Origin of the sequence: Nocardia macrotermitis (assembly GCF_009604405.1) — a bacterium.
Taxonomy (GTDB): Bacteria; Actinomycetota; Actinomycetes; order Mycobacteriales; family Mycobacteriaceae; genus Nocardia; species Nocardia macrotermitis.
The window spans coordinates 524775-545462 of the sequence record NZ_WEGK01000005.1; the positions used below are offsets into that span (position 1 = coordinate 524775).

Below are 20688 nucleotides of genomic sequence, written 5' to 3' on the forward strand. Positions count from 1 at the left end.
ATCCGGATGCCGAGGTGTCGAGTTCGTCTGATCCGGAATCGGATTCGAAAGTGTCGGGTGCGGCTGATGCGGAGTCGGGTTCGAACTCGGAAGTAGCGAATTCACCTGACACGGAATCGGATTCGAGCTCCGCAGATTCCGGAGCGGGTACGGCCGAGGCAGTGGCGGCGTCGGGCGCCGAGTCGTCGGCGGATACGACGACGAACTCCGAAACCGCAGGGACTCAACGGAATTCCGGCGACGACGCGGACAGCAAGTCATGAGCCGACGTTCTCGGGGCCGCCGCCGCGGCCGGACCCGGCTACGTGCGGTCCTGTGCCTGATCCTCGGTGCCACGCTGCTGCTGGGCGCGTGCGCGAATCTGCCGGACTCCTCCGCCCCGCAGGCGCTGGGCACGATCGATCGCCAGACCACCAGCACCGGCCCCGCAGCGCCGGTACCGGGGCGCGATCCCGATCTGCTGGTGCGTGACTTCCTCACGGCCACCGCCGATCCCACCAACCGGCACGGAGCCGCACGGCTGTACCTGACCCCCGCCGCGGCCCTGGCCTGGGACGACACCGCCGGAACCGTGATCGTGGACATGCCGGACACCCTGCATCTGTCCCAGACCTCCGATACCGCGACGTACCAGATCCGGGGCCGGAAGGTCGGCGAGTTGAACGCCGACGGCTCGTTCCGCGCCACCGACAAGGCGTACGAGTCGCAGATCAAGATGACCAAGGTCGGCGACGACTGGCGCATCTCCCAGTTGCCGCCCGAGGTCGTGGTGGCCAAGGACGCGTTCTACAAGACCTATCAACGTGTCCCGCTGTACTTCCCGAACAGCGCGGGTACCGCGATGGTGCCCGATCTGCGCTGGATCTACACCACCAAGGAACAGCTCACCCAGCGGATCCTGGCGCTGCTGGCCGGTGGTCCGCAGCGGCAACTGACCTCGGTGGTCCGCAATCTGCTCGCCGCGCCGGTGACGCTGCACGGCGCGATCACCAAGGCCAACGGTGACACCGCCAACGTCGGGGTCGGACTGGGCGGGGTGCGGATGGACTTCTCCGGCGCCGCGGCACTGGATCCGCACGACAAGGAACTGCTGGCCGCGCAGGTGGTGCTGACGCTGGCCGAGGCCGAGATCCTGGGTCCGTACATGCTGCTGGCGGACGGGAAACCGCTCGATGCCCGATACGCCGACACAGGTTGGTCGATGAACGATGTGCGGGCGGTGAATCCCGCGTCCGATCAGCACGGCCGGCTCGGTCTGCACGCGCTGCGGGACGGGACGCTGGTCTCGGTGGATCTCGAACAGAACAAGATCGCGCCGGTGCCGGGCTATTTCGGGACGGTGCGCAATCTGCAGGCGGTCGGTCTGTCCGATGACGGGCAGTTGATCGCCGCGGTCGCCGACAGCGGGCGTCCGGCGCCGTCGCCGCGCCGCATCCTGGTCATCGGCAGTTACGACGGCACGACCAGATTCCCGGTGGCGGAGGGGAATTCGTTCACCCGGCCGTCGTGGACGCAGGACGGCCGGTCGGTGTGGACGGTGATCGACGGCAACCGGGTGATCCGCGCGGTGCACGATCCCGACACCGGCAACCTGTCCAAACAGGACGTCGACATCTCCGATCTCACTGTGGCACAACCGAACAGCACCGATCCGGTACCCCGGCTGCCGATCACCGAACTGCGGGTCTCGCGGGACGGCGCCCGCGCGGCGATCATCGCCGACGGCAAGGTGTATCTGGCCCTGGTGGTCCGGCTCCCGGACGGGCGTTACGCGTTGCGGTCGCCGACGCCGGTCGCGGTGAATCTCAGTACCGCGGCGGTATCGATCGACTGGTTGTCCCCGGAGCAACTCGTCGTCGCGCGCGAGGGCAGCGTGAACCCGCTGGAATCGGTCTTCATCGACAGCACGAATCTGGAATCGCTGCCGAGTCAGAATCTGACGCCGCCGGTGCGGGTGGTGACCACCGCGCCGGACAAGCTGTATCTGACCGATGCGCGAGCGATGATGCAGCTGCAATCCAGCGATCCCGCCGCGGACCGGTTCTGGCGTGAGGTGCAGGGGCTCGGGGCGAATTCGATCGCGGTGCTGCCGGAATGAGCGTCGCCGGTCGTGCTCGGCACCCGGCGTAGTCCGGTCGTTTCGTTCGCACCCGTTGCACCTGGGCCGATACCGAAGGTGTTGGCGAGTCCGGAAAACGTCGGCAGACTGGGCCGATGCGGATGCTGCTGGATTTGATCCTGCCGCGCACGTGCGGGGGATGTGGGGTACATGGTGACGTCTGGTGCGCCGGATGCGCGCGCAGTCTGTCCGGTGGACCGGTGCGGGTGCGCCCGCGCACCGATCCGGGGGTGCCGTGCTGGGCGCTGGGCCGGTACTCCGGCGCGGGCCGCCGGGCGGTGATCGCCGTCAAGGAGCATGGACGACGAGATCTCGCGCCGCCGCTCGGGTTGGCATTGGCCAGGGGGCTGGCTACACTTCGGGATCCGCGTCGGTCGCTGATCCTGGTTCCGGCACCCACCAGACGGGCCGCCGCCCGCCGTCGCGGAGGTGATCCGGTCACCCGGGTGGCCCGCATCGCGGCGGGTTTGCTGCACGATTGCCAAGTGGCTTCAGCGCTGCGAATGCACCGTGCCGTACGGGATTCGGTGGGCCTGGGTCCCGGGGCGCGCAGAGCCAATCTGCGCGGTCGGATCACAGCTCGCGCCGAGTCCCTGCGCGCTGCCGTTTCGGCGACGAATGCCGAGGTAGTACTGGTCGACGACGTCCTGACGACGGGTGCCACCGCGGGCGAATCCGTCCGTGCGCTGGCGGCCGCGGGCATCGGCGTGCGCGCTGTCATGGTGACTTGCGCTGTGTGAGTGGGCAAAATTTGCGTGAATACTGGCGGACAGCTCTCCGGCGTAATAGCGTGGCCATCAGAGCGATCTGACACCCCGATATCAGAGGTTGGAGGTGGCGCCTCGAGCGACTTTCGTATCGAGTTCTCCGGTGTGTGCAACGAGTCTCGCGACCGCCGCCGTGTCAGCCATCGCCCGCCGCACGCACCTCTCGATGCGAGTTTGATACCCGCCGCGCACGACTCGTGTGTGCGGCCAGATCCGGGAGGTACGCGTGACGACTTCACGACCTTCAGTGAAAGAAGCAGATGCCTCGGCCCGCTTCGGTGCGAGCGCTGACTCAGCCGCTTTCGACCGAGCCGAACCCGAGGAACAGCCCAAAGTCCCCAGTGCCGACGTCGTGGTGAAGGGCCGCAACGTCGAGGTTCCCGATCATTTCCGAATTCATGTGGCGGACAGGCTCTCCCGGCTCGAGCGTTTCGACCCGTCGATCTATCTGTTCGATGTCGAGCTCTTCCACGAACGTAATCGCCGCCAGCGCAAGAGCTGTCAGCGCGTCGAGATCACCGCACGCGGCAAGGGGCCGATCGTGCGCGCGGAAGCCTGTGCGGACAGTTTCTACGCCGCCCTCGAGCAGGCGGCCGACAAGCTGGAGAGCCGCCTGCGTCGCGGTAAGGATCGTCGCCGGGTGCACTACGGGGAGAAGACGCCCGTGTCGGTGGCCGAGGCGACCGCGGATCTGGGGGATCGATCGCTGGGCCGTCCGATCACCGATGGCGCCGCCTCGGAGCAGGAGATGGATCCGGACGATTACGCCGGTCCCGGCCATATCGTGCGCACCAAGGTGCACCCCGCCGCCCCGATGTCCGTGGACGACGCGCTGTATCAGATGGAACTGGTCGGGCACGATTTCTTCCTCTTCCACGATCGTGAGTCCGACCGTCCCTCGGTCGTGTACCGCCGCCATGCCTTCGATTACGGCCTGATCAGGCTCGCGTAGAGCCGGGTCCGTACCCTCGGGGCGCTTCCCCCGGGGAGTGGTGGCCAGGGGCCGACGACATCGATGTCGCCGGCCCTTCGGTGTGTCCGGGACAGAGCGTGCTCGGGGCCGGAGTTTTCTGTGACGCGGTGTATCGATTTTCTTCTTACTTCGGAGTAGGTTCGGGGCCGGGGTGCATCTCTCGAAAGGAAATCGCATGGCCACCAGCGCAACTCGCCGTGCCGTGATCGTGTCCGGGGTGCGGACGCCGTTCGTGCGGGCGTTCACCGATTACACGCGGATGGATTCGATCGATCTGGCCGATACCGCGGTCGCCGGGCTGCTGTCCCGGACCGGACTGCCCAAGGCGGCGGTGCAGGCGATCGTGTGGGGCGGGGTGATCCTGCCCGGCGCCGCACCGAATATCGCGCGGGAGATCGCGTTGGATCTGGACCTGGATCCCGGCTGCGAGGGGCATACGGTGACCCGCGCCTGCGCGTCCGGATTGCAGGCGGTGACCACGGCGGTCGCCGCGATCGAACGCGGTGAATACGACGTGATGATCGCGGGCGGCAGCGATTCCACCAGCAATGCCGAGGTGAAGTTGCCGCAGAAGCTGGTGCACGCGGGTGCACCGCTGGCGCTGGGCAAACCCAAGCCGAAGGACTATCTCTCGGCCGTCGCGCAGCTCGCGCCGTTCACCGATCTCCTACCGCGGCGGCCGAAGATCGCCGAGCGCACCACCGGTGAGGTGATGGGGGAGTCGGCGGAGAAGATGGCGGCCATCCACGGCGTCGGTCGTGCGGCCCAGGACGAGTTCGCGGCGCGGTCGCATCACCGTGCCGCCGCGGCCATCGACTCCGGCCGATTCGACGACGAAGTGCTGGATGTCCTTACGCCGGAAGGTAAGACGGTCACCCGCGACGGTCTGGTGCGCGCGAACACCAGTGTCGAGAAGCTGGCCACCCTCCAGCCGGTGTTCGCGAAGAACGGCACGGTCACCGCGGGCAATGCCAGCCCGCTCACCGACGGCGCGTCCGCGGTGCTGCTGATGAGCGAGGATGCCGCGCGCGCACTGGGTTTCACGCCGCTCGCGGCATTCCGGTCGTGGAGTTACGTCAGCGTGGATCCGCGCGATCAGGTGCTGATCGGTCCGGCCATCTCGATGCCGCGGGCGTTGGACAAGGCCGGAATAGCCCTGGGCGATGTGGATTTCGTCGATATTCACGAGGCCTTCGCCGCGCAGACGCTCTCGGTGCTGGCGGCCCTGGCCAGTGAGGACTGGGCCAAGACGCGGCTCGATCGGGATACCGCGGTCGGCGAGATCGATCCGGACACGCTGAATGTGCACGGTGGATCGGTGTCCCTCGGACATCCCTTCGGTGCGACCGGTGCCCGCATGGTGACCACGATGGCGAACGAACTCGCGCGCTCGGACAAAAGCTTCGCGCTGCTGGGTATCTGCGCGGCCGGCGGGATCGGGGCCTCGGCCGTACTCGAGCGGGTGTAACCGGACGAGGCCGCGCACTTTCGGGTGCCCGGCCTCGCATCGTTCGCTTCTCCGTGCGGAAAGTCCTTGGGGGGCAGCGATATTCAGACGGACGAGTCCGGAGCGAACTTCTCCCAGTGCACGGCCTCGCGCAGCGGGCGGCGCTCGCGCCAGCCGAAACGTTCCAGATCGGGAGTCTCCTGGAATTCGTGCACCGCGCCGACGCACAGCCAGGCGACCGGGCGGATGCCGGGCGGAAGATCGATGAGTTCGGTGAGGAAGGGCGCGTCGTAGAAACTGACCCACCCGACGCCCACGCCCTCGGCGGTCGCGGCCAGCCACAGGTTCTGGATCGCGAGAATCGTGGAGTAGAGCCCGGTCTCGGGGACTGTCGCCCGGCCCAGGATGTGCGGGCCGCCCCGGCTGTCGTCGTGGGTGACCACGATGCCGGTGCCGCTCTCGGTGATGCCCTCGATCTTGATCGGTTCGAAGGTTCGCGCGCGCTCCGGCGGTAGCGACTCCCCGAACTCGACGCGCTTGTCCGCGACGTGCGCGGCGAAACGGGTCAGCGTGTCCGGATCACGGACGACGATGAAGTCCCACGGCTGCGAATTGCCGACGCTCGGCGCGCGATGAGCCGCATCGAGGATCCGCATCAGGGTGTCGTCGTCGAGGACCTCCCCGGTGAACTCGGCCCGCACATCGCGCCGCCTCCGGATCACTTCGTAAATGTCGTGCTCAGTAACCACACCATCGCCAATCTCGCCGACACCTGTCCAAACAGCACAAGTCAACCAGAGACGAGAAATCCCACTGCGCCAAACCCTTGCCGAACGCAGCACGGTCGCCGCGACCTGTCCGCGGAAGTACCCGCTTCGCACGAACGCCCTGCTCGGAAGATTACCGAGCAGGGCGAATCGCGGACGTCATCGGCGTTCATGCGAGATTGTCTTGCCATGGGCGACAACTGATTTCGGGAGAACATGGGTACCTCCCGGGTACGCCCGAAACTCGACCCTGCTCTCAACTGTCGGCCCGACGCGAATGTCTCCCCGTGCTCAACGGCCCGCTGAAGTCGCGGGGAGGCGGGCAGGCACCGCGCGGCGGGCTTCGGCGATGCGCTTGCGGCCCTGCTTCAGGGCGGTGCGCAGACCGCGTCGGCGGCCGGTGATCGGATCGATCTCGGCGACGCCGCCGAAGGCGCGTTCGGAGCGGGTCTCGGGGGCGTCGTCGGTGGAACGGCGCAGGTACTTGTTCGGCAGCGAGAGCTTGATGATGGTGCGCCACGACTTGCCGTACTGCACCGGCATCGAACCGGTGGTGTAGGGCAGATCGTATTTGTCGCACAGCGCGCGCACCCGCACCGCGATCGAGGCGAGCCGGTTGCTCGGCAGATCCGGGAACAGGTGGTGCTCGATCTGGTGTGAGAGGTTACCGGTCATGAAATGCAGGACCGGGCCGCCGGAGATGTTGGCGCTGCCCAGCATCTGGCGCAGATACCATTCGCCCTGGGTCTCGCCGTCGATATCGGCCTTGGTGAATTTCTCGGCGCCGTCGGGGAAGTGGCCGCAGAAGATCACCGCGTTGGTCCAGACATTGCGGATGATATTGGCGACGACATTGGCCGAGAGCGTGGACAGGAACGCCGGACCGGTCAGCAGCGGGAAGATCACGTAATCCTTCGCGACCTGTTTGCCGACCTTCTTCAGCACCAGGCGGCGATCCTCCTCGAATTGCAGGCGCTCGGGGCTGTCGGCGTCCCACTTCTTCTTGGCGACCTTACCCAGTTCCAGATGCTGGATCGCGACGCCGTATTCGAAGAACATCTGCAACAGCAGGTTGTACACCGGCTGCCCGAGATAGAACGGCGACCACCGCTGATCGCGCGTGACGCGCAGCAGGCCGTAGCCGATGTCGTCGTCCATGCCCAGCACGTTGGTGTACTTGTGGTGCAGGAAATTGTGCGTGATCTTCCAGTGCGCGGACGGGCCCACATTGTCCCATTCCCACGCCGCCGAGTGGATTTCCGGATCGTTCATCCAGTCCCACTGGCCGTGCATGACATTGTGGCCGATCTCCATGTTCTCGATGATCTTGGCCGTGCCCAGCAGGGCCACCCCGGCCAGCCACGCGGGCGGCAGGAAGCCCGCGAACAACACCGCACGCCCGCTGATCTCGAGCGCACGCTGGAGCCGGATCACATTGCGGATGTAGCGGGCATCGCGCTGTCCACGGGAGGCTTCGATTTCACGCCGGATGGTATCCAGCTCGACACCGATTGCTTCGACATCCTCCGGGGTGAGGTGCGCGTATTCCTTGACATCCGAGATCGCCATGCGGGTTACACTACCGTAGGTTACGGGTCCGTAGGTTGTCTCGGGATCGATTCACAACTGTGGCGTACGCCGCATTGTGAATGTGACCAGGATATGCTTAACGGTCCCGTCGCGACCGCTGCCGACGGCGTACCCGCCACAGCGCCCGCTCCCGCAACGCGCGCCGCCGCAACTGCCGCCGCTCCTCGCGCGCCTTGTCCTGGAGAACCTGGGTGGCCTCGCGCAATGCCTGTTGCTCCTGGCGCGCTTTGTCCTGCCACGCCTGGGTTGCTTCGAGCAATGCCTGTTGTTCCTGGCGGGCTTTGTCCTGCAGTGCGAGTTTGGCTTCGCGCAGGGCCTGTTTCTCCTGCCGGGCGCGCTCCCGCAATGCCACCTTCGCCTCGGCCATCGCCGATCGCAGACCGCGACGTTCACCGGTTTCGGGATCGATACGGGTTTCCGCGCTGGGCCAGTGCCGGGACAGCGCCGCGAATTTGCGTTCGGACGAGGTTTCCGGGGCGTCGTCGGCGGTGCGGCGCAGATATCGGTCCGGCAGCGCCAGCTTGTGAATGGTCCGGAAGGCCAGCAGATACTGTTTGCCCAGCGAACCGGTGGTATACGGCAGATCGTATTTGTCGCAGAGTTCGCGCACCTGGACCGAGATCTCCGGATAGCGGCTGCTCGGAATGTCCGGGAACAGATGATGTTCGATCTGGTAGCACAGGTTGCCGCTCATGAACGCCATCGCCGGGCCCGCGGTGAAATTCGCGCTGCCCAGCATCTGCCGCAGATACCATTCGCCGCGGGTCTCGCTCGCGAACTGCTCCTCGGTGAATTTCTCCGCGCCGTCCGGGAAGTGGCCGCAGAAGATCACCGCGTACGCCCACAGATTGCGCAGCAGATTCGCGGTGGCATTGGCCTGCATGGTGCGTTTCCAGCCCGGGCCGCTCAACGCGGGATAGAACACGAAATCCTTGGCCACCTGCCGACCGGCCTTGCGCGCGAACGCCTTGTTCGGCTCGGACAGCACCTGCATGGGCGGAACGCCCAGCTGTTCCTTCTCCGCCTTCAGGTCGTGCAGTGCGATACCCCACTCGAAGGTCGCGGCCAGCACCAGATTCGCCAGCGGCTGGATCAGGTGGATCGGCCGCCACTGCTCGTCGCGGGTCATGCGCAGGATGCCGAAACCCAGGTCGTCGTCCTTACCCAGCACATTGGTGTAGGTGTGGTGCGAGTAGTTGTGCGCGCGCTTCCACTGTCCGGAGGTGCCCGTCATATCCCACTCCCAGGTGGTGGAGTGGACCTCCGGGTCGTTCATCCAGTCCCATTGCCCGTGGCTGATGTTGTGCCCGAGCTCCATGTTCTCGATGATCTTGGCAATCGTCAGCAAGGCCGTACCGGCCAGCCACGCCGTGCGCCGTTTACCGGCGAACAGGGTGACCCGTCCGGCGGTCTCCAGGATGCGCTGGGCGCGAATGGACCGCCGGATGTATTTCGCGTCGTTCTCGCCCAGCGATGATTCGACGGCGCGCCGGATGCTGTCGAGCTCCTGTCCCAGGGTCTCGATATCCGTTTCCGTCAGATGAGCGAACGCCTTGATATCGGTGATTGCCACTGTGCTGAGTTGCCTCGATTCGCTCCACGCGTCAGGGGTGGGGGTGCGCGGTGCACCGGGATGCCACCGAGGGTATCGGGTTTCGGTGAATAGTGTTCACACGTCCAGTGTGCAGTCCCCGGCGGCCGCGGAAATACAGGTCTGGATCTTCTCCCCGGCCTGGTGTTCGGTGCCGTTGCGCAGGTCACGCGCGTGGCCGTCGGTGATGGTGACCACGCAGGTCTGGCAGATGCCCATCCGGCAGCCGAACGGCATCTGCACGCCCGCGTCCTCACCGGCCTGCATCAGCGTGGTGGCGCCGTCGATCGCGACGGTGCGGCCGCTGCGGGCGAAGGTGACCGTGCCGCCCTCGCCGACCGCGGAACGTTCCACCTCGAATCGCTCGACATGCAGATTGTCGCTGACATCCGCTGCGGCCCAGTGACTTTCGATGTCGTTGAGCATCTGGAGCGGGCCGCACGCCCAGGTCTGCCGCTCGCGCCAGTCCGGGTACAGCTCGTCCAGGGAGGTGAGATCGAACTTGCCCTGTTCGCCGGTCAGGTTGACGTGCGAGGTGAAGCTCGGGTGCGCGTCGTGCATGCGGCGCAGTTCCTCGCCGAACATCACGTCCTCGGTGGTGCGGGCGGAATGGATGTGCACCACGTCGGGTACCGCGCCGCGCCGGTCCATCGTGCGCAACATCGCCATCACCGGGGTGATGCCGCTGCCCGCGGTGAGGAACAACACCTTCGCCGGGGGCGGCTCGGGAAGTACGAATCCGCCCTGCGGCGCGGCCAGCCGCACGATCGTGCCCTCGGGCACGCCGTTGACCAGATGGCTGGACAGGAACCCCTCCGGCATCGCCTTGACCGCGATGGAGATCACCCGTTGCGAGTTCTTCCCGCCCTCGGTATCGCTCCAGTCGGGCGGCGAGGTCAGCGAGTAGGAACGCCAGTGCCAGCGGCCCTCGATCAGGACGCCGATGCCGATGTACTGGCCGGGGGTGAACTTGAAGTCGAATCCCCAGCCCGGCTTGATCACCAGGGTGACCGCGTCCGCGGTCTCCTTGCGCACATCAACGATGCGGCCGCGCAGCTCGCGCGCGGACCACAGCGGGTTGATCAGGTGCAGATAGTCGTCCGGCAGCAGCGGCGTCGTGACGCGGGCGGCCACGCCACGCAACGCGTTGAGCCGGGTGCGTCCGGCCATCTTCGCCTCGGCGACCGGGGCCTCCAGCCATGCCCGAACGCCCTGTACCGATTTCGAGACCATCGTGCGAATGCTCATTTCCCTGTGATCAATGGTGCGACGCATCTGTCGCAGGCAAGGTTACGGCATCGTAGGTTAGCGGTGGATTTTTGGCTGAGATCAATCACGGCACCGCATAACGTAACTTCGGACGTGCCCAGCGGCGAATCGTCTCTGTCCGCCTGGTAGTTGCCCGCGAAGCGAAAGGCTCTGCAAGGCCAGCTCCAAGGGTTTTCGGCGCGGCTCGTCGTTCAGCCCTCGAAGCGCATGGTCGGAGGCCGAGTCTCGAGGGCTGAACGACGAGCCACACCTGCGCCGAAAACCCGCCGGAGCGGAGGCCAAAATTACAGCAGATCCAACAGGAACGGGAGTTCCTGGGCGGCGTACCAGGCGAGCTGGTGGTCCTCGGCGTCACCGAGGACGAATTCGGCGTCCTCGTCGCCGATGTCGGCGGCATCGATGACATCCACCGCCTTGGCGATCGCCGGTTCGGCGTCGGCCAGGTCGACGTGCACCGAGGCGATCTGCTTGTAGGTGACGGCCGCGGACAGCCGGACCACGGCGTCGTCCAGGTCGGGGCGCAGGGTCGCGCCGGTGACGTCGGCGGCGATCACCGCGCGGCGGTAGACGGGGGCGGAGTAGTCGCCGCCGTCCTCGTCGGAGTCCGCGGCGGTCTCGTCGGCCAGCAGCGCGGCCTCGCGTTCCTGGGCCAGCAGGCGCAGTGCGGCGCGACCGGCCTCGATCATCGCGACCTCGGCCAGTTCCTCGTCGTCACCCGACGCGTACGCCTCGCGCAACGCCGGGGTGACCGCGAACGCGGTGTCGTTGATCGCGCGGATCTCCCGCTCGGCCACCAGTTCCCGGAGCATCGGAACGGTCGCCGGGATGTAGACCCGCAGTTTGCCTTTTCCGGCCGCGGCTTCACTGGACGCAGGCACCGAGCATCTCCTCCATGGATTCGTGCACCGCCGCGGACAGCACACCGATATCGGCCATCGCATCGCGATCGGCGTTGAGACCGTAGAACACCCGTCCGTCGTACGAGGTGATTCCGATACTCGTGGCCTGGTTGCGCAGCAGTGGCGACACCGGATACATCTCCAGCATCCGCGCGCCGCCGATGTACATCGGTTGCTGCGGACCAGGTGCATTGGTGATCACCAGATTGAACGTGTGCTCGGCGAACGTACTCGCCGCACGCACGCTCATCGCGTGCAGGCTCGCCGGGGCGAAACCCGCCATGTGCACGAGCGTACGCGCCCGCACCCCGCGCTTGTGCCGGGAATTCGGCTCGGTGGCGTGCGCGATGTGCGACAGCCGGATCACCGGATTCGGTTCGCCCACCGGCAGATCGATCAGCAACGAGGAGACCTCGCTGGTGGGTCGCGGCCGATCCCCGTGCCGCCCTTCGACATAGACCGACATCGGCACCACCGCGCGCACCGCCGCCGATTCGGTGAGCACCTCGCCGCGGGACTGGATGAAGATGCGCAGCGCGCCGGTCACCACGGCCAGGATGGCGTCGTTGATGGAGCAGTCGAAGCCGCGGCGGATGGTGCGGTAGTCGTCGAGATCGGTGGACACCACCTCGAAACGGCGGTTACGGGAGGTGGGCGCGTTGAACGGGCTCACCGGCGTCCCGCTCGCGGCGGTGCGGACCGCGGTGACCACCCGTCCGGCCGCCTTTCCCGCGGCGTCGACGAACGAGAAGGCGTCGGTTCCGGCGCGCCGCAGCACCTCGAGCGCCTCGGCGGGCTGGGTGGCCAGATCGATCACCGACATGGCCAGCAGTTCGGCCTCGCCCGGTTCGTGTCCGGTGACCCACGCCTCGGCGGCGACCTCGCGCGGATACGGCGAGTTGTCCAGGATGACGTGCCCGATCTCGAAGGCCGAACTGCCGTCCACCAGCGCGGAATGGGTTTTGGTGAAGATCGCGCAGCGATCCCCGGACAGGCCCTCGATCAGATACATCTCCCACAGCGGGCGGGTCTGGTCCAGCGGTCGCGAGGACAGCCGCGCGACCAGTTCCAGCAGTTGTTCGTCGGTGCCGGGGGCGGGCAGGCCGGCGCGGCGCACGTGGTAGGCCGGGTCGAATCGGCTGTCCTGCACCCAGACCGGGCGGCCGAGTTCGAGCGGGACCTCGCGGACCTTGCGCCGGTAGCGCGGCACCAGCGGCAGCCGGCTGGCGACCAGTTCCAGCAGCCGGTCGTGGTCCAGCGGTCCGCACGGGCCCTCGGCCGGGGTCGCGCGCATGATCGCGAGCGATCCGATGTGCATCGGATTGCTGCTCGTCTCGAGTCGGTAGAACGATGCGTCCTGCGGTGACAGTCTCGTGATCACGCTGACCGGTACCCCTTTCGATACTCGCTCCATTGTGATGCGCTCCGAACGGTTCGGTGCCGGGTGTGGGACATGTCGCGGTACCGACGGGAAATCCTGTACCGGCGACGTCGCACGTGGCATGCTGTTTCGATCCGTGTCCAGGGGACCCGACAAGCAGGGGGAAGGCGGAATGTTCGGATCTCGGAACGACACCGGGACGGCCGGTGCGGATCGGTCGCTGGCGGAGGTTCCGGCCTTCGAACCGCCGTTGGAGTGCGCAGGGGGCATTCCGGCGCGGTCCAGCGGTCCGGCCGGGCCGATCGTGGAGTCGGTGGTGCACCCGATTGGGGCCGCGCGGCGGTATGCCGTGGCTCGTCGCACACCGCACGACGGGCGTTCGGCGGCGCGTGCGGCAGCGCCGGTTGTGGATGAAAACCATTCGGCGGCAAAGCAATTCGCCGAGCGGGCGTTGCGTTTGGTATTCGAGGTGCTGGACGGCCGCCGCAGTGCCGCACAGCTGCGCCCGCTGGCCGAACCCGCTGTGATCGCGGCGGTGCAGACGCTTGTGCGCACCGGCGGCGGCGATCGCCGATTGGGTGCGGCGGTGCTGGTCGGGGTGCGTGTGGTGCCCGACGGAACGGGTGCGGCGGAGGTCTTCGGCGGGTACGAGCGCGGTGGTCGCCGATTCGCGGTCGCGGCCCGCATCACCGCGAAACGCGGCGAGTGCCGATTGACCGCGCTACGCCTGCGCTGAGCGCGTCCGGAGCCCCGTCCGGACGCTCGCACCCCTTCCACCGGCGGATCCTGCTGGCTCCGCCGCGCGACGCATACCATGGGCCGCGCATTACCATGAACCTTGCCGCGCATCCGCGCATCGGCGATGCCGACCGAACGACAACCACCGACCAGAGGACTGACGAGACCCGTGCCTGCGCTGACACTGACGAGGTTGCTACGTATTGGTGAGGGTCGCACCGTCAAGCGGCTCTCCAAGCTCGCAGACGAGGTCCTGGCTCTGGAAGAGGAGTTCGCCGATCTCAGCGACGCCGAGTTGCAGGCCAAGACCGAGGAGTTCCGGGACCGTCTCGCCGACGACATCACCGACGCCCTCGAGGGTGTCGAGGACGAGGCCGAGCAGGAACGCGTCGTGCTGCGGGTCAAGCGGGATTTCCTGGATCAGACCCTGCTGGAGGCGTTCGCGGTGGCCCGCGAGGCGTCCATGCGGGTGCTGAACCAGAAGCACTACAAGGTGCAGATCATGGGTGGCGCCGCCCTGCACATCGGCAACGTCGCGGAGATGAAGACCGGTGAGGGCAAGACCCTGACCTGTGTGCTGCCCGCCTACCTCAACGCCCTCGGCGGCGACGGCGTGCACGTGGTCACCGTCAACGACTATCTGGCCAAGCGCGACTCGGAGTGGATGGGCCGCGTGCACCGGTTCCTCGGCCTCGAGGTCGGGGTGATCCTGTCCGGGATGACCCCCGCCGAGCGCAAGGTGGCCTACGCGGCGGACATCACCTACGGCACCAACAACGAGTTCGGCTTCGACTACCTGCGCGACAACATGACGCATTCGCGCGAGGATCTGGTGCAGCGCGGCCACAACTTCGCCGTCGTCGACGAGGTCGACTCCATCCTCATCGACGAGGCCCGCACCCCGCTGATCATCTCCGGCCCGGCCGATGTCACCGCGTCCAAGTGGTACACCGAGTTCGCGCGCATGGCGCCGGAGATGAAGGGTATCGATACCACCGCGATGACCAGCCAGGAGCGGCAGAGTCGCGCGGCGGAGATCGAGGGTCGGTACCACTACGAGTTCGATCTGAAGAAGCGCACCGTCGGCGTGAGCACCACCGGCGTCGCGTACGTCGAGGATCAGCTGGGCATCGACAACCTGTACGAGGCGGCGAACTCGCCCCTGATCAGCTACCTGAACAACGCCCTCAAGGCAAAGGATCTGTTCGCCCGGGACAAGGACTACATCGTCCGCAACGGCGAGGTCATCATCGTCGACGAGTTCACCGGCCGCATCCTGGTGGGCCGCCGCTACAACGAGGGCATGCACCAGGCCATCGAGGCCAAGGAGGGCGTGGAGATCCAGCCCGAGAACCAGACGCTGGCCACCATCACGCTGCAGAACTACTTCCGGCTCTACGACAAGTTGTCCGGGATGACCGGTACCGCCGAGACCGAGGCGGCCGAGCTGCACCAGACGTATTCGCTCGGTGTGGTGCCGATCCCGACCAACAAGCCGATGTTGCGCAAGGATCAGGCGGATCTGATCTACAAGACCGAGGAGGGCAAGTTCTCCGCGGTCGCCGACGACATCACCGAACGGTACGAGAAGGGGCAGCCGGTCCTGATCGGTACCACCTCGGTGGAACGGTCGGAGTACCTGTCCAAGCTGCTGACCGAACGCGGCATCCCGCACAACGTGCTCAACGCCAAGTTCCACGAGAAGGAGGCGGAGATCGTCGCCGAGGCCGGGCGGCCGGGCGCGGTCACCGTCGCGACGAACATGGCCGGTCGTGGTACCGACATCGTGCTCGGCGGCAACCCGGACATCCTGGCCGACCTGCTGCTGCGCCGGCAGGGGCTGGACCCGGTCGAGACGCCGGAAGAGTATGAGGCGCACTGGCATTCGGCGCTCGAGCAGGTCAAGCAGGAGGTCGACGAGGACGCCGAGGCGGTGCGCGACGCCGGTGGGCTGTACGTGCTGGGCACCGAGCGGCACGAGTCGCGGCGTATCGACAACCAGTTGCGCGGCCGGTCCGGTCGGCAGGGCGATCCGGGGGAGTCGCGGTTCTACCTGTCGCTGGGTGACGAGTTGATGCGGCGGTTCAACGGCGCGACGCTGGAGTCGATCATGACCCGCCTGAACCTGCCCGACGATGTGCCGATCGAGGCCAAGATGGTCTCGCGCGCGATCAAGAGCGCGCAGACCCAGGTCGAGCAGCAGAACTTCGAGATCCGCAAGAACGTGCTGAAGTACGACGAGGTGATGAACCAGCAGCGCACCATCATCTACGACGAGCGGCAGCGCATCCTGGGCAACGAGGATATGGACGGCCAGGTCCAGGAGATGATCACCGATGTGGTCACCGCCTATGTCAACGGCGCGACCGCCGAGGGCTACGTCGAGGACTGGGATCTGGACAAGTTGTGGACGGCGCTGAAGTCGCTGTACCCGATCACCCTCGACTACAAGGATCTGACCGGCGAGAACGAGCACGACGAGATCGGCGAGCTGAGCCGCGAGGAGTTGCTCGAGGCTATCCTCGACGACGCGCACAACGCGTACGAGCAGCGGGAGAAGGAGATCGACGACCTGGCCGGCGACGGCAGCACCCGCGCCCTCGAGCATCAGGTGCTGCTGCAGGTCCTGGACCGCAAGTGGCGTGAGCACCTCTACGAGATGGACTATCTCAAGGAGGGCATCGGCCTGCGCGCGATGGCCCAGCGCGATCCGCTGGTCGAGTACCAGCGCGAGGGTTACGACATGTTCTCCGCGATGCTCGAGGGCCTCAAGGAGGAGTCGGTCCACTTCCTGTTCAACGTGAAGTTCGAGGTGGAGCCCCCGCAGGACGCCCCGATCGGCCAGGGCCTGCGCTCCCCGGTGGGCGCCCTCGTCGACGCCCCCCAAACCAACGGCACCGCGGCCCCGGCCCCCCTGCGCGCCAAGGGAATCGACAACTCCGCCCCCCGCGGCCTGAGCTACTCGGGCCCCGACGAGGACGGCCACGCCGCCCGCAGCAGCGACGCCCAGGAATACGGCGCCACCGAGGACGCCGGCATGACCCGCCGCGAACGCCGCGAGGCCGCCCGCAACGAGTCCCGAGCCGACCGCGGCCCGAAATCCAAGCGCCGCCACTGATTCCACATCTCACAGACGCCCGTTCCGTTTCCGGAGCGGGCGTTTGCGTTTCTCCGCGTGGTCGCTGGTCCCAGACGTCGTGACGAGTGGCGCTGCCCGGTTGATTTCCGCCGGTACGATGAGGCCATGTCGAGTCCACATGTCGGCCTGCCCGATCTTCCCGAGTGCATGACCTGGGAGGAGCTTGCGCGTCTCCCGGAGGAGATCGCTGCGCAGATCGAGTTGTGGGATGGCAGGGTGGTGTGGCTTCGGCGCGGGCCCGCTGAGCATCAGGAGTTCACCAACCTGATATGGAGTGGCCTACGGCGTTGTGCCCGTGAACACATGTCCGGTGATCCGGAGCAGTGCTGGCGAGTGCACACCGAGACGAATGTCTTCTTCGGTCGGTCCGGAAAATCGGACTTCGTCACGCCGGACTTCTTGGTACACCGGTGTCTCCAACGTCCTTATCAAGATGTGCGCGCCGAGGACGTACTGTTGGTCGGCGAGGTCCTGTCCCCTTCGAATACGCAGACCGACATGGACGACAAGAAGGCTCGTTATGCCAAGGCGGGTATCCCCTGGTATTGGGAGGTGGCTTTGCAGCAAGCCACAAGCGCGATCGAGACCGTCCGAGCCTATGCATTGGAGACCTCCCACGGTCCTCTCCCGGCCGGAGCGCACCCCCTGCATCGTGCCAACTACCTCCTGGCAGGTAAATGGTCGCCGAAGAGCAGCGACGCCATAGAATTCGCCTTCCCTTATCCCATCCGCATTCCCTGGTCGGAACTCGAATTCTGAATGGTTCCCGGCAGCCATCTCGTGATCATCGGCGACCGGTGCCGAGGTCCTGATCGGCTCCGCGGCAACCGAAATGCCGTGTGATCTGCACACGAATGCGGTGAGTCCGGCATTGACGCTGTGCCTAGCCGTTGCCGACGACCCAGGGGTCGTTGGAGTTGAGGGCTACGAGTAGGAGGCGGATGGCGGCTACTCGGCGTTCTTTGCCGGGGAGGGTGTCGAGGGCGCATTCGGGGTCGGCGGGGGGGCCGAGGTGGGTGCAGCCTCGGGGGCAGTCTTCGATGGCTTCCGCGAGGTCGGCGAAGGCTTGGATGACGTCGTCGGGGGTGATGTGGGCCAGGCCGAAGGAGCGGATGCCGGGGGTGTCGATGATCCAGCCGCCGTCGGTGAGGGGCAGGGCCAGGGACTGGGTGGAGGTGTGGCGGCCCTTGCCTACGCCGGAGACGTCGCCTACGGCTCGATCCGCTTGGGGGACAACACGATTGACCAGGGTGGACTTGCCGACGCCGGAGTGGCCGAGGAGGCAGGTGAGTTTGTCGCGCAGCAGGTCGTGGACCGCGTCGAGGGGGTCGTCGCGGCCGCCGTAGACGATGGTCAGGTCCAGATCGTCGAAGGCGGAGGCGAATTCGGATTCGGCGGCCAGATCGTGTTTGGTCAGGCACAGGATCGGTTGCAGCCCACCGGCATACGCGGCGGCCATGGCGCGTTCGACGAAACCGGTGCGCGGCGGCGGATCGGCCAGCGCGACGACGATGAACAGCTGTTCGGCATTGGCGACCACGATCCGCTCGAACGGATCGGTGTCATCGGCGGTGCGCCGCAACACCGTCGCGCGATCGGCCACCCGCACGATGCGGGCCAGCGTGTCGGGTTTACCGGACAGATCACCGACCACGTCGACCTGATCGCCCACCACGATCGGGGTGCGGCCCAGTTCGCGCGCCCGCATCGCGACGATCGGCAGTTCCGGATCCCCGTCCAGCACACAACTCCAGCGCCCGCGATCCACCGAGGTCACCATCGCGGCGCGCGCGTCCCGATGCTCGGGACGGGTCTTGGTGCGCGGACGCGAGCCCCTGCCCGGGCGTACCCGGACATCGGACTCGTCGTACTCGCGCCGCTTCAGTGCGCCGACCCTGCCGTGCCGTCGGCAGCACCCGCCCCGTCACCGGAAAGCATTGTCTCCCAGAGGGATACGAAATCCGGCAGGGTCTTGGCGGTGGTCCCGATGTCCTCGATCCGCACACCCGGCACCCGCAGCCCGAGTATCGCTCCCGCGGTGGCCATCCGGTGGTCGGCGTAGGAACGCCACTGCCCGCCCTGCAGGGGCGTCGGTTCGATGGACAGCCCGTCGTCGGTCTCGGTGACCTTGCCGCCCAACCGGTTGATCTCGGTCGACAACGCCGCCAGCCGATCGGTCTCGTGCCCGCGCAGATGCGCGATACCGCGCAGCCGCGACGGCGAATCGGCAAGTGCCGCAAGGGCTGCCACCGTCGGCGTCAGCTCGCCGACATCGTGCAGATCGATATCGATCCCGGCCAGTTGCTCGGGCCCGCGCACCACGAGTTTGCCGTGCGCCCGCCGCGCCTCCGCGCCCATGCGCACCAGAATCTCCCGGATGACGTCACCCGGCTGCGTGGTCAGCTGCGGCCAGTGCGGAATGGTCACCTCACCGCCGGTCACCGCGGCCGCGGCCAGGAACGGCGTCGCATTGGACAGGTCGGGTTCGACCTCCCAGTCCACCCCGTGGATCGGTCCGGGCGCGATCGTCCAGATCTGTTCGCGCCGTGGATCGGTGGGCGCGGTGACCTCGACGTCGGCCTGGCGCAACATCTGCACGGTCATCTCGATGTGCGGCATCGAGGGCAGCGGCGCACCCTCGTGCCGCACGGTCAGCCCCTCGGTGAAGCGGGCCGCGGACAGCAGCAGCCCGGAGACGAACTGCGAGGAACCCGACGCGTCGATGGTCACCGAGCCCCCGCGCAGCGCACCGCCGCCGTGCACCGTGAACGGCAGGGCGTCCCCGTCGATGGCGACGCCGAGCCCGCGCAACGCGTCCAGAATGGTGCGCAGCGGCCGCGCGGCGGCCTGATCGTCGCCGGAGAACGCGACGTCGCCGCTCGCCAGCGCCGCCACCGGGGGCAGGAATCGCATGACGGTCCCGGCGAGCCCGCAGTCGACGGACGCGCCGGTCAGTTCGGCCGGGGTGACGGCGAGAGTGTCGGCGTCACCGCTGATCTCGGCGCCCATCGCCCGCAACGCCGCGATCATGAGATCGGTGTCGCGGCTGCGCAGCGCACCGGTGATCGTCGAGGGGCGATCGGCGAGCGCGGCGAGGATCAGGGCCCGATTGGTGATGGATTTGGACCCGGGCAGGGTCACGGTCGCATGGACGGGGTGCTCGGTATGGGGCGCTGGCCAGAGACTCACCCCACCATCTTGTCCTATCGATTGATTCGGGATGCGCATGGTCACGAACTCGCAGTGAACGCACAAGCCCGCGGCACGGAAATCGCCGCGGGCTTATGAGATTTCACCGATCGTGGCCGCGGTCAGAATTCGAGTTCGGACCACGGGATGGAGATGGGGAACGGGTGCGTGAACTCGACGCCGTTTTCCTCGTCGTGGGTCCATTCGCCGACGAGGATGTAGTTGGCCTTGTGGAGGGCTCGCACTCCTTCTGGGAGTGATCCCGGGGCTGTCTCGAGGGCGAAGATCGCCACTGTATCAATCGCGCTGGCGTCGTCGGCCAGGATGACCTCCCAGTACCAGGGGATCCCGCCGTCGGCGTAGCGCCTGCGTTTGGCGTTGATTTCCTTGGGACGGTTGGAAGGAGAAAGTACCTCTCCGACCAAGAAGATATCGTCGGCGTGGAGGTCCTGGTACGGGGCACCGAGACAGCGGTGCACCAGGAAGTCCGGGGTCATGAAGTCGTTCTTGTCGGTCTTCCGGAAGAAGACGTTGGTTTCGAAGTTCGCACGCCAGCAGTGCTCGTCCTGAGTGGTCATGTCCTTGCGTGCACAGCGTTCGAGCGCATTCCAGAGTCTCCCTGTGAATACCTGATGTTCACCAGGCCCTCTGCGTGCCCACACGACATGACCGCCCCACAACTCGATCTGCGAAGCGACCTCTTCCGGAAGACGTTCCAGTTCCTCCCACGTCATGGTGTCGGGGAGGTCGTGCTCGACGAAAGGGCTGGACATGCCCAGATGATATCTCGACCCACAGGTGGCCGGTGATTTTCCACCG

The 20688-nt window shown here is 66.7% G+C and carries 16 protein-coding genes; 7 read left to right on the forward strand and 9 right to left on the reverse strand.

Going from position 1 to position 20688, the window contains the following annotated elements:
* Positions 1 to 259: 259 nt before the first annotated feature.
* From lpqB to NRB20_RS15240, 4 genes are all read left to right on the forward strand, one after another.
* Positions 260 to 2098, forward strand: coding sequence for an MtrAB system accessory lipoprotein LpqB (lpqB, locus tag NRB20_RS15225; protein ID WP_153410705.1), 1839 nt, complete (start codon positions 260 to 262; stop codon positions 2096 to 2098).
* A 116-nt stretch (positions 2099 to 2214) separates the two neighbouring features.
* Positions 2215 to 2859: a ComF family protein gene (locus NRB20_RS15230; RefSeq protein WP_153410706.1), complete on the forward strand. Its 645-nt coding sequence runs from the start codon at positions 2215 to 2217 to the stop codon at positions 2857 to 2859.
* 379 nt (positions 2860 to 3238) lie between these two features.
* Positions 3239 to 3838 (forward strand): ribosome hibernation-promoting factor, HPF/YfiA family, encoded by a 600-nt coding sequence (hpf, locus tag NRB20_RS15235; protein ID WP_319944966.1) that lies wholly within the window; start codon positions 3239 to 3241, stop codon positions 3836 to 3838.
* 196 nt (positions 3839 to 4034) lie between these two features.
* Positions 4035 to 5327, forward strand: a complete 1293-nt coding sequence (locus NRB20_RS15240) for an acetyl-CoA C-acyltransferase (RefSeq protein ID WP_153410707.1) — start codon at positions 4035 to 4037, stop codon at positions 5325 to 5327.
* 83 nt (positions 5328 to 5410) lie between these two features.
* On the opposite strand, the gene bluB is transcribed toward NRB20_RS15240, so the two are convergent.
* The 6 genes from bluB to NRB20_RS15270 form a co-directional block, all read right to left on the reverse strand.
* Positions 5411 to 6055, reverse strand: coding sequence for a 5,6-dimethylbenzimidazole synthase (gene bluB, locus NRB20_RS15245; RefSeq protein ID WP_319944942.1), 645 nt, complete (start codon positions 6053 to 6055; stop codon positions 5411 to 5413).
* 309 nt (positions 6056 to 6364) lie between these two features.
* Complete coding sequence (locus tag NRB20_RS15250; protein WP_153410709.1) at positions 6365 to 7642, reverse strand: fatty acid desaturase family protein; 1278 nt, start codon at positions 7640 to 7642, stop codon at positions 6365 to 6367.
* Positions 7643 to 7739: 97 nt separating this feature from the next.
* Positions 7740 to 9236 (reverse strand): fatty acid desaturase family protein, encoded by a 1497-nt coding sequence (locus NRB20_RS15255; protein ID WP_319944943.1) that lies wholly within the window; start codon positions 9234 to 9236, stop codon positions 7740 to 7742.
* 96 nt (positions 9237 to 9332) lie between these two features.
* Positions 9333 to 10502, reverse strand: a complete 1170-nt coding sequence (locus tag NRB20_RS15260) for a ferredoxin reductase (RefSeq protein WP_406603826.1) — start codon at positions 10500 to 10502, stop codon at positions 9333 to 9335.
* 305 nt (positions 10503 to 10807) lie between these two features.
* Positions 10808 to 11332, reverse strand: coding sequence for a DUF6912 family protein (locus NRB20_RS15265; RefSeq protein ID WP_194289866.1), 525 nt, complete (start codon positions 11330 to 11332; stop codon positions 10808 to 10810).
* A 52-nt stretch (positions 11333 to 11384) separates the two neighbouring features.
* Entirely contained in the window at positions 11385 to 12803 is a 1419-nt protein-coding gene (locus NRB20_RS15270; protein WP_319944944.1) for a WS/DGAT/MGAT family O-acyltransferase, read from the reverse strand.
* Between the two features lie 172 nt (positions 12804 to 12975).
* Here NRB20_RS15270 and NRB20_RS15275 point away from each other — a divergent pair, with 172 nt between their 5' ends.
* The 3 genes from NRB20_RS15275 to NRB20_RS15285 all read left to right on the forward strand — a co-directional run bounded on the left by NRB20_RS15275 (position 12976) and on the right by NRB20_RS15285 (position 17439).
* Entirely contained in the window at positions 12976 to 13539 is a 564-nt protein-coding gene (locus NRB20_RS15275; RefSeq protein WP_153410711.1) for an Rv3235 family protein, read from the forward strand.
* A 171-nt stretch (positions 13540 to 13710) separates the two neighbouring features.
* Entirely contained in the window at positions 13711 to 16659 is a 2949-nt protein-coding gene (gene secA, locus NRB20_RS15280; RefSeq protein WP_406603827.1) for a preprotein translocase subunit SecA, read from the forward strand.
* 126 nt (positions 16660 to 16785) lie between these two features.
* Positions 16786 to 17439, forward strand: a complete 654-nt coding sequence (locus tag NRB20_RS15285; RefSeq protein WP_227833499.1) for a Uma2 family endonuclease — start codon at positions 16786 to 16788, stop codon at positions 17437 to 17439.
* Between the two features lie 124 nt (positions 17440 to 17563).
* Here NRB20_RS15285 and rsgA read toward each other — a convergent pair whose 3' ends face one another.
* The 3 genes from rsgA to NRB20_RS15300 all read right to left on the reverse strand — a co-directional run bounded on the left by rsgA (position 17564) and on the right by NRB20_RS15300 (position 20642).
* Positions 17564 to 18565 carry a ribosome small subunit-dependent GTPase A gene (gene rsgA, locus NRB20_RS15290; RefSeq protein WP_153410713.1) on the reverse strand — a complete coding sequence of 334 codons (1002 nt, stop codon included), beginning with the start codon at positions 18563 to 18565 and terminating at the stop codon, positions 17564 to 17566.
* Positions 18562 to 19908, reverse strand: coding sequence for a 3-phosphoshikimate 1-carboxyvinyltransferase (aroA, locus tag NRB20_RS15295; protein WP_153410855.1), 1347 nt, complete (start codon positions 19906 to 19908; stop codon positions 18562 to 18564). Before aroA ends, rsgA begins: the two co-directional genes overlap by 4 nt.
* 83 nt (positions 19909 to 19991) lie before the next feature.
* Positions 19992 to 20642: a Uma2 family endonuclease gene (locus tag NRB20_RS15300; protein ID WP_153410714.1), complete on the reverse strand. Its 651-nt coding sequence runs from the start codon at positions 20640 to 20642 to the stop codon at positions 19992 to 19994.
* Positions 20643 to 20688 lie beyond the last annotated feature (46 nt).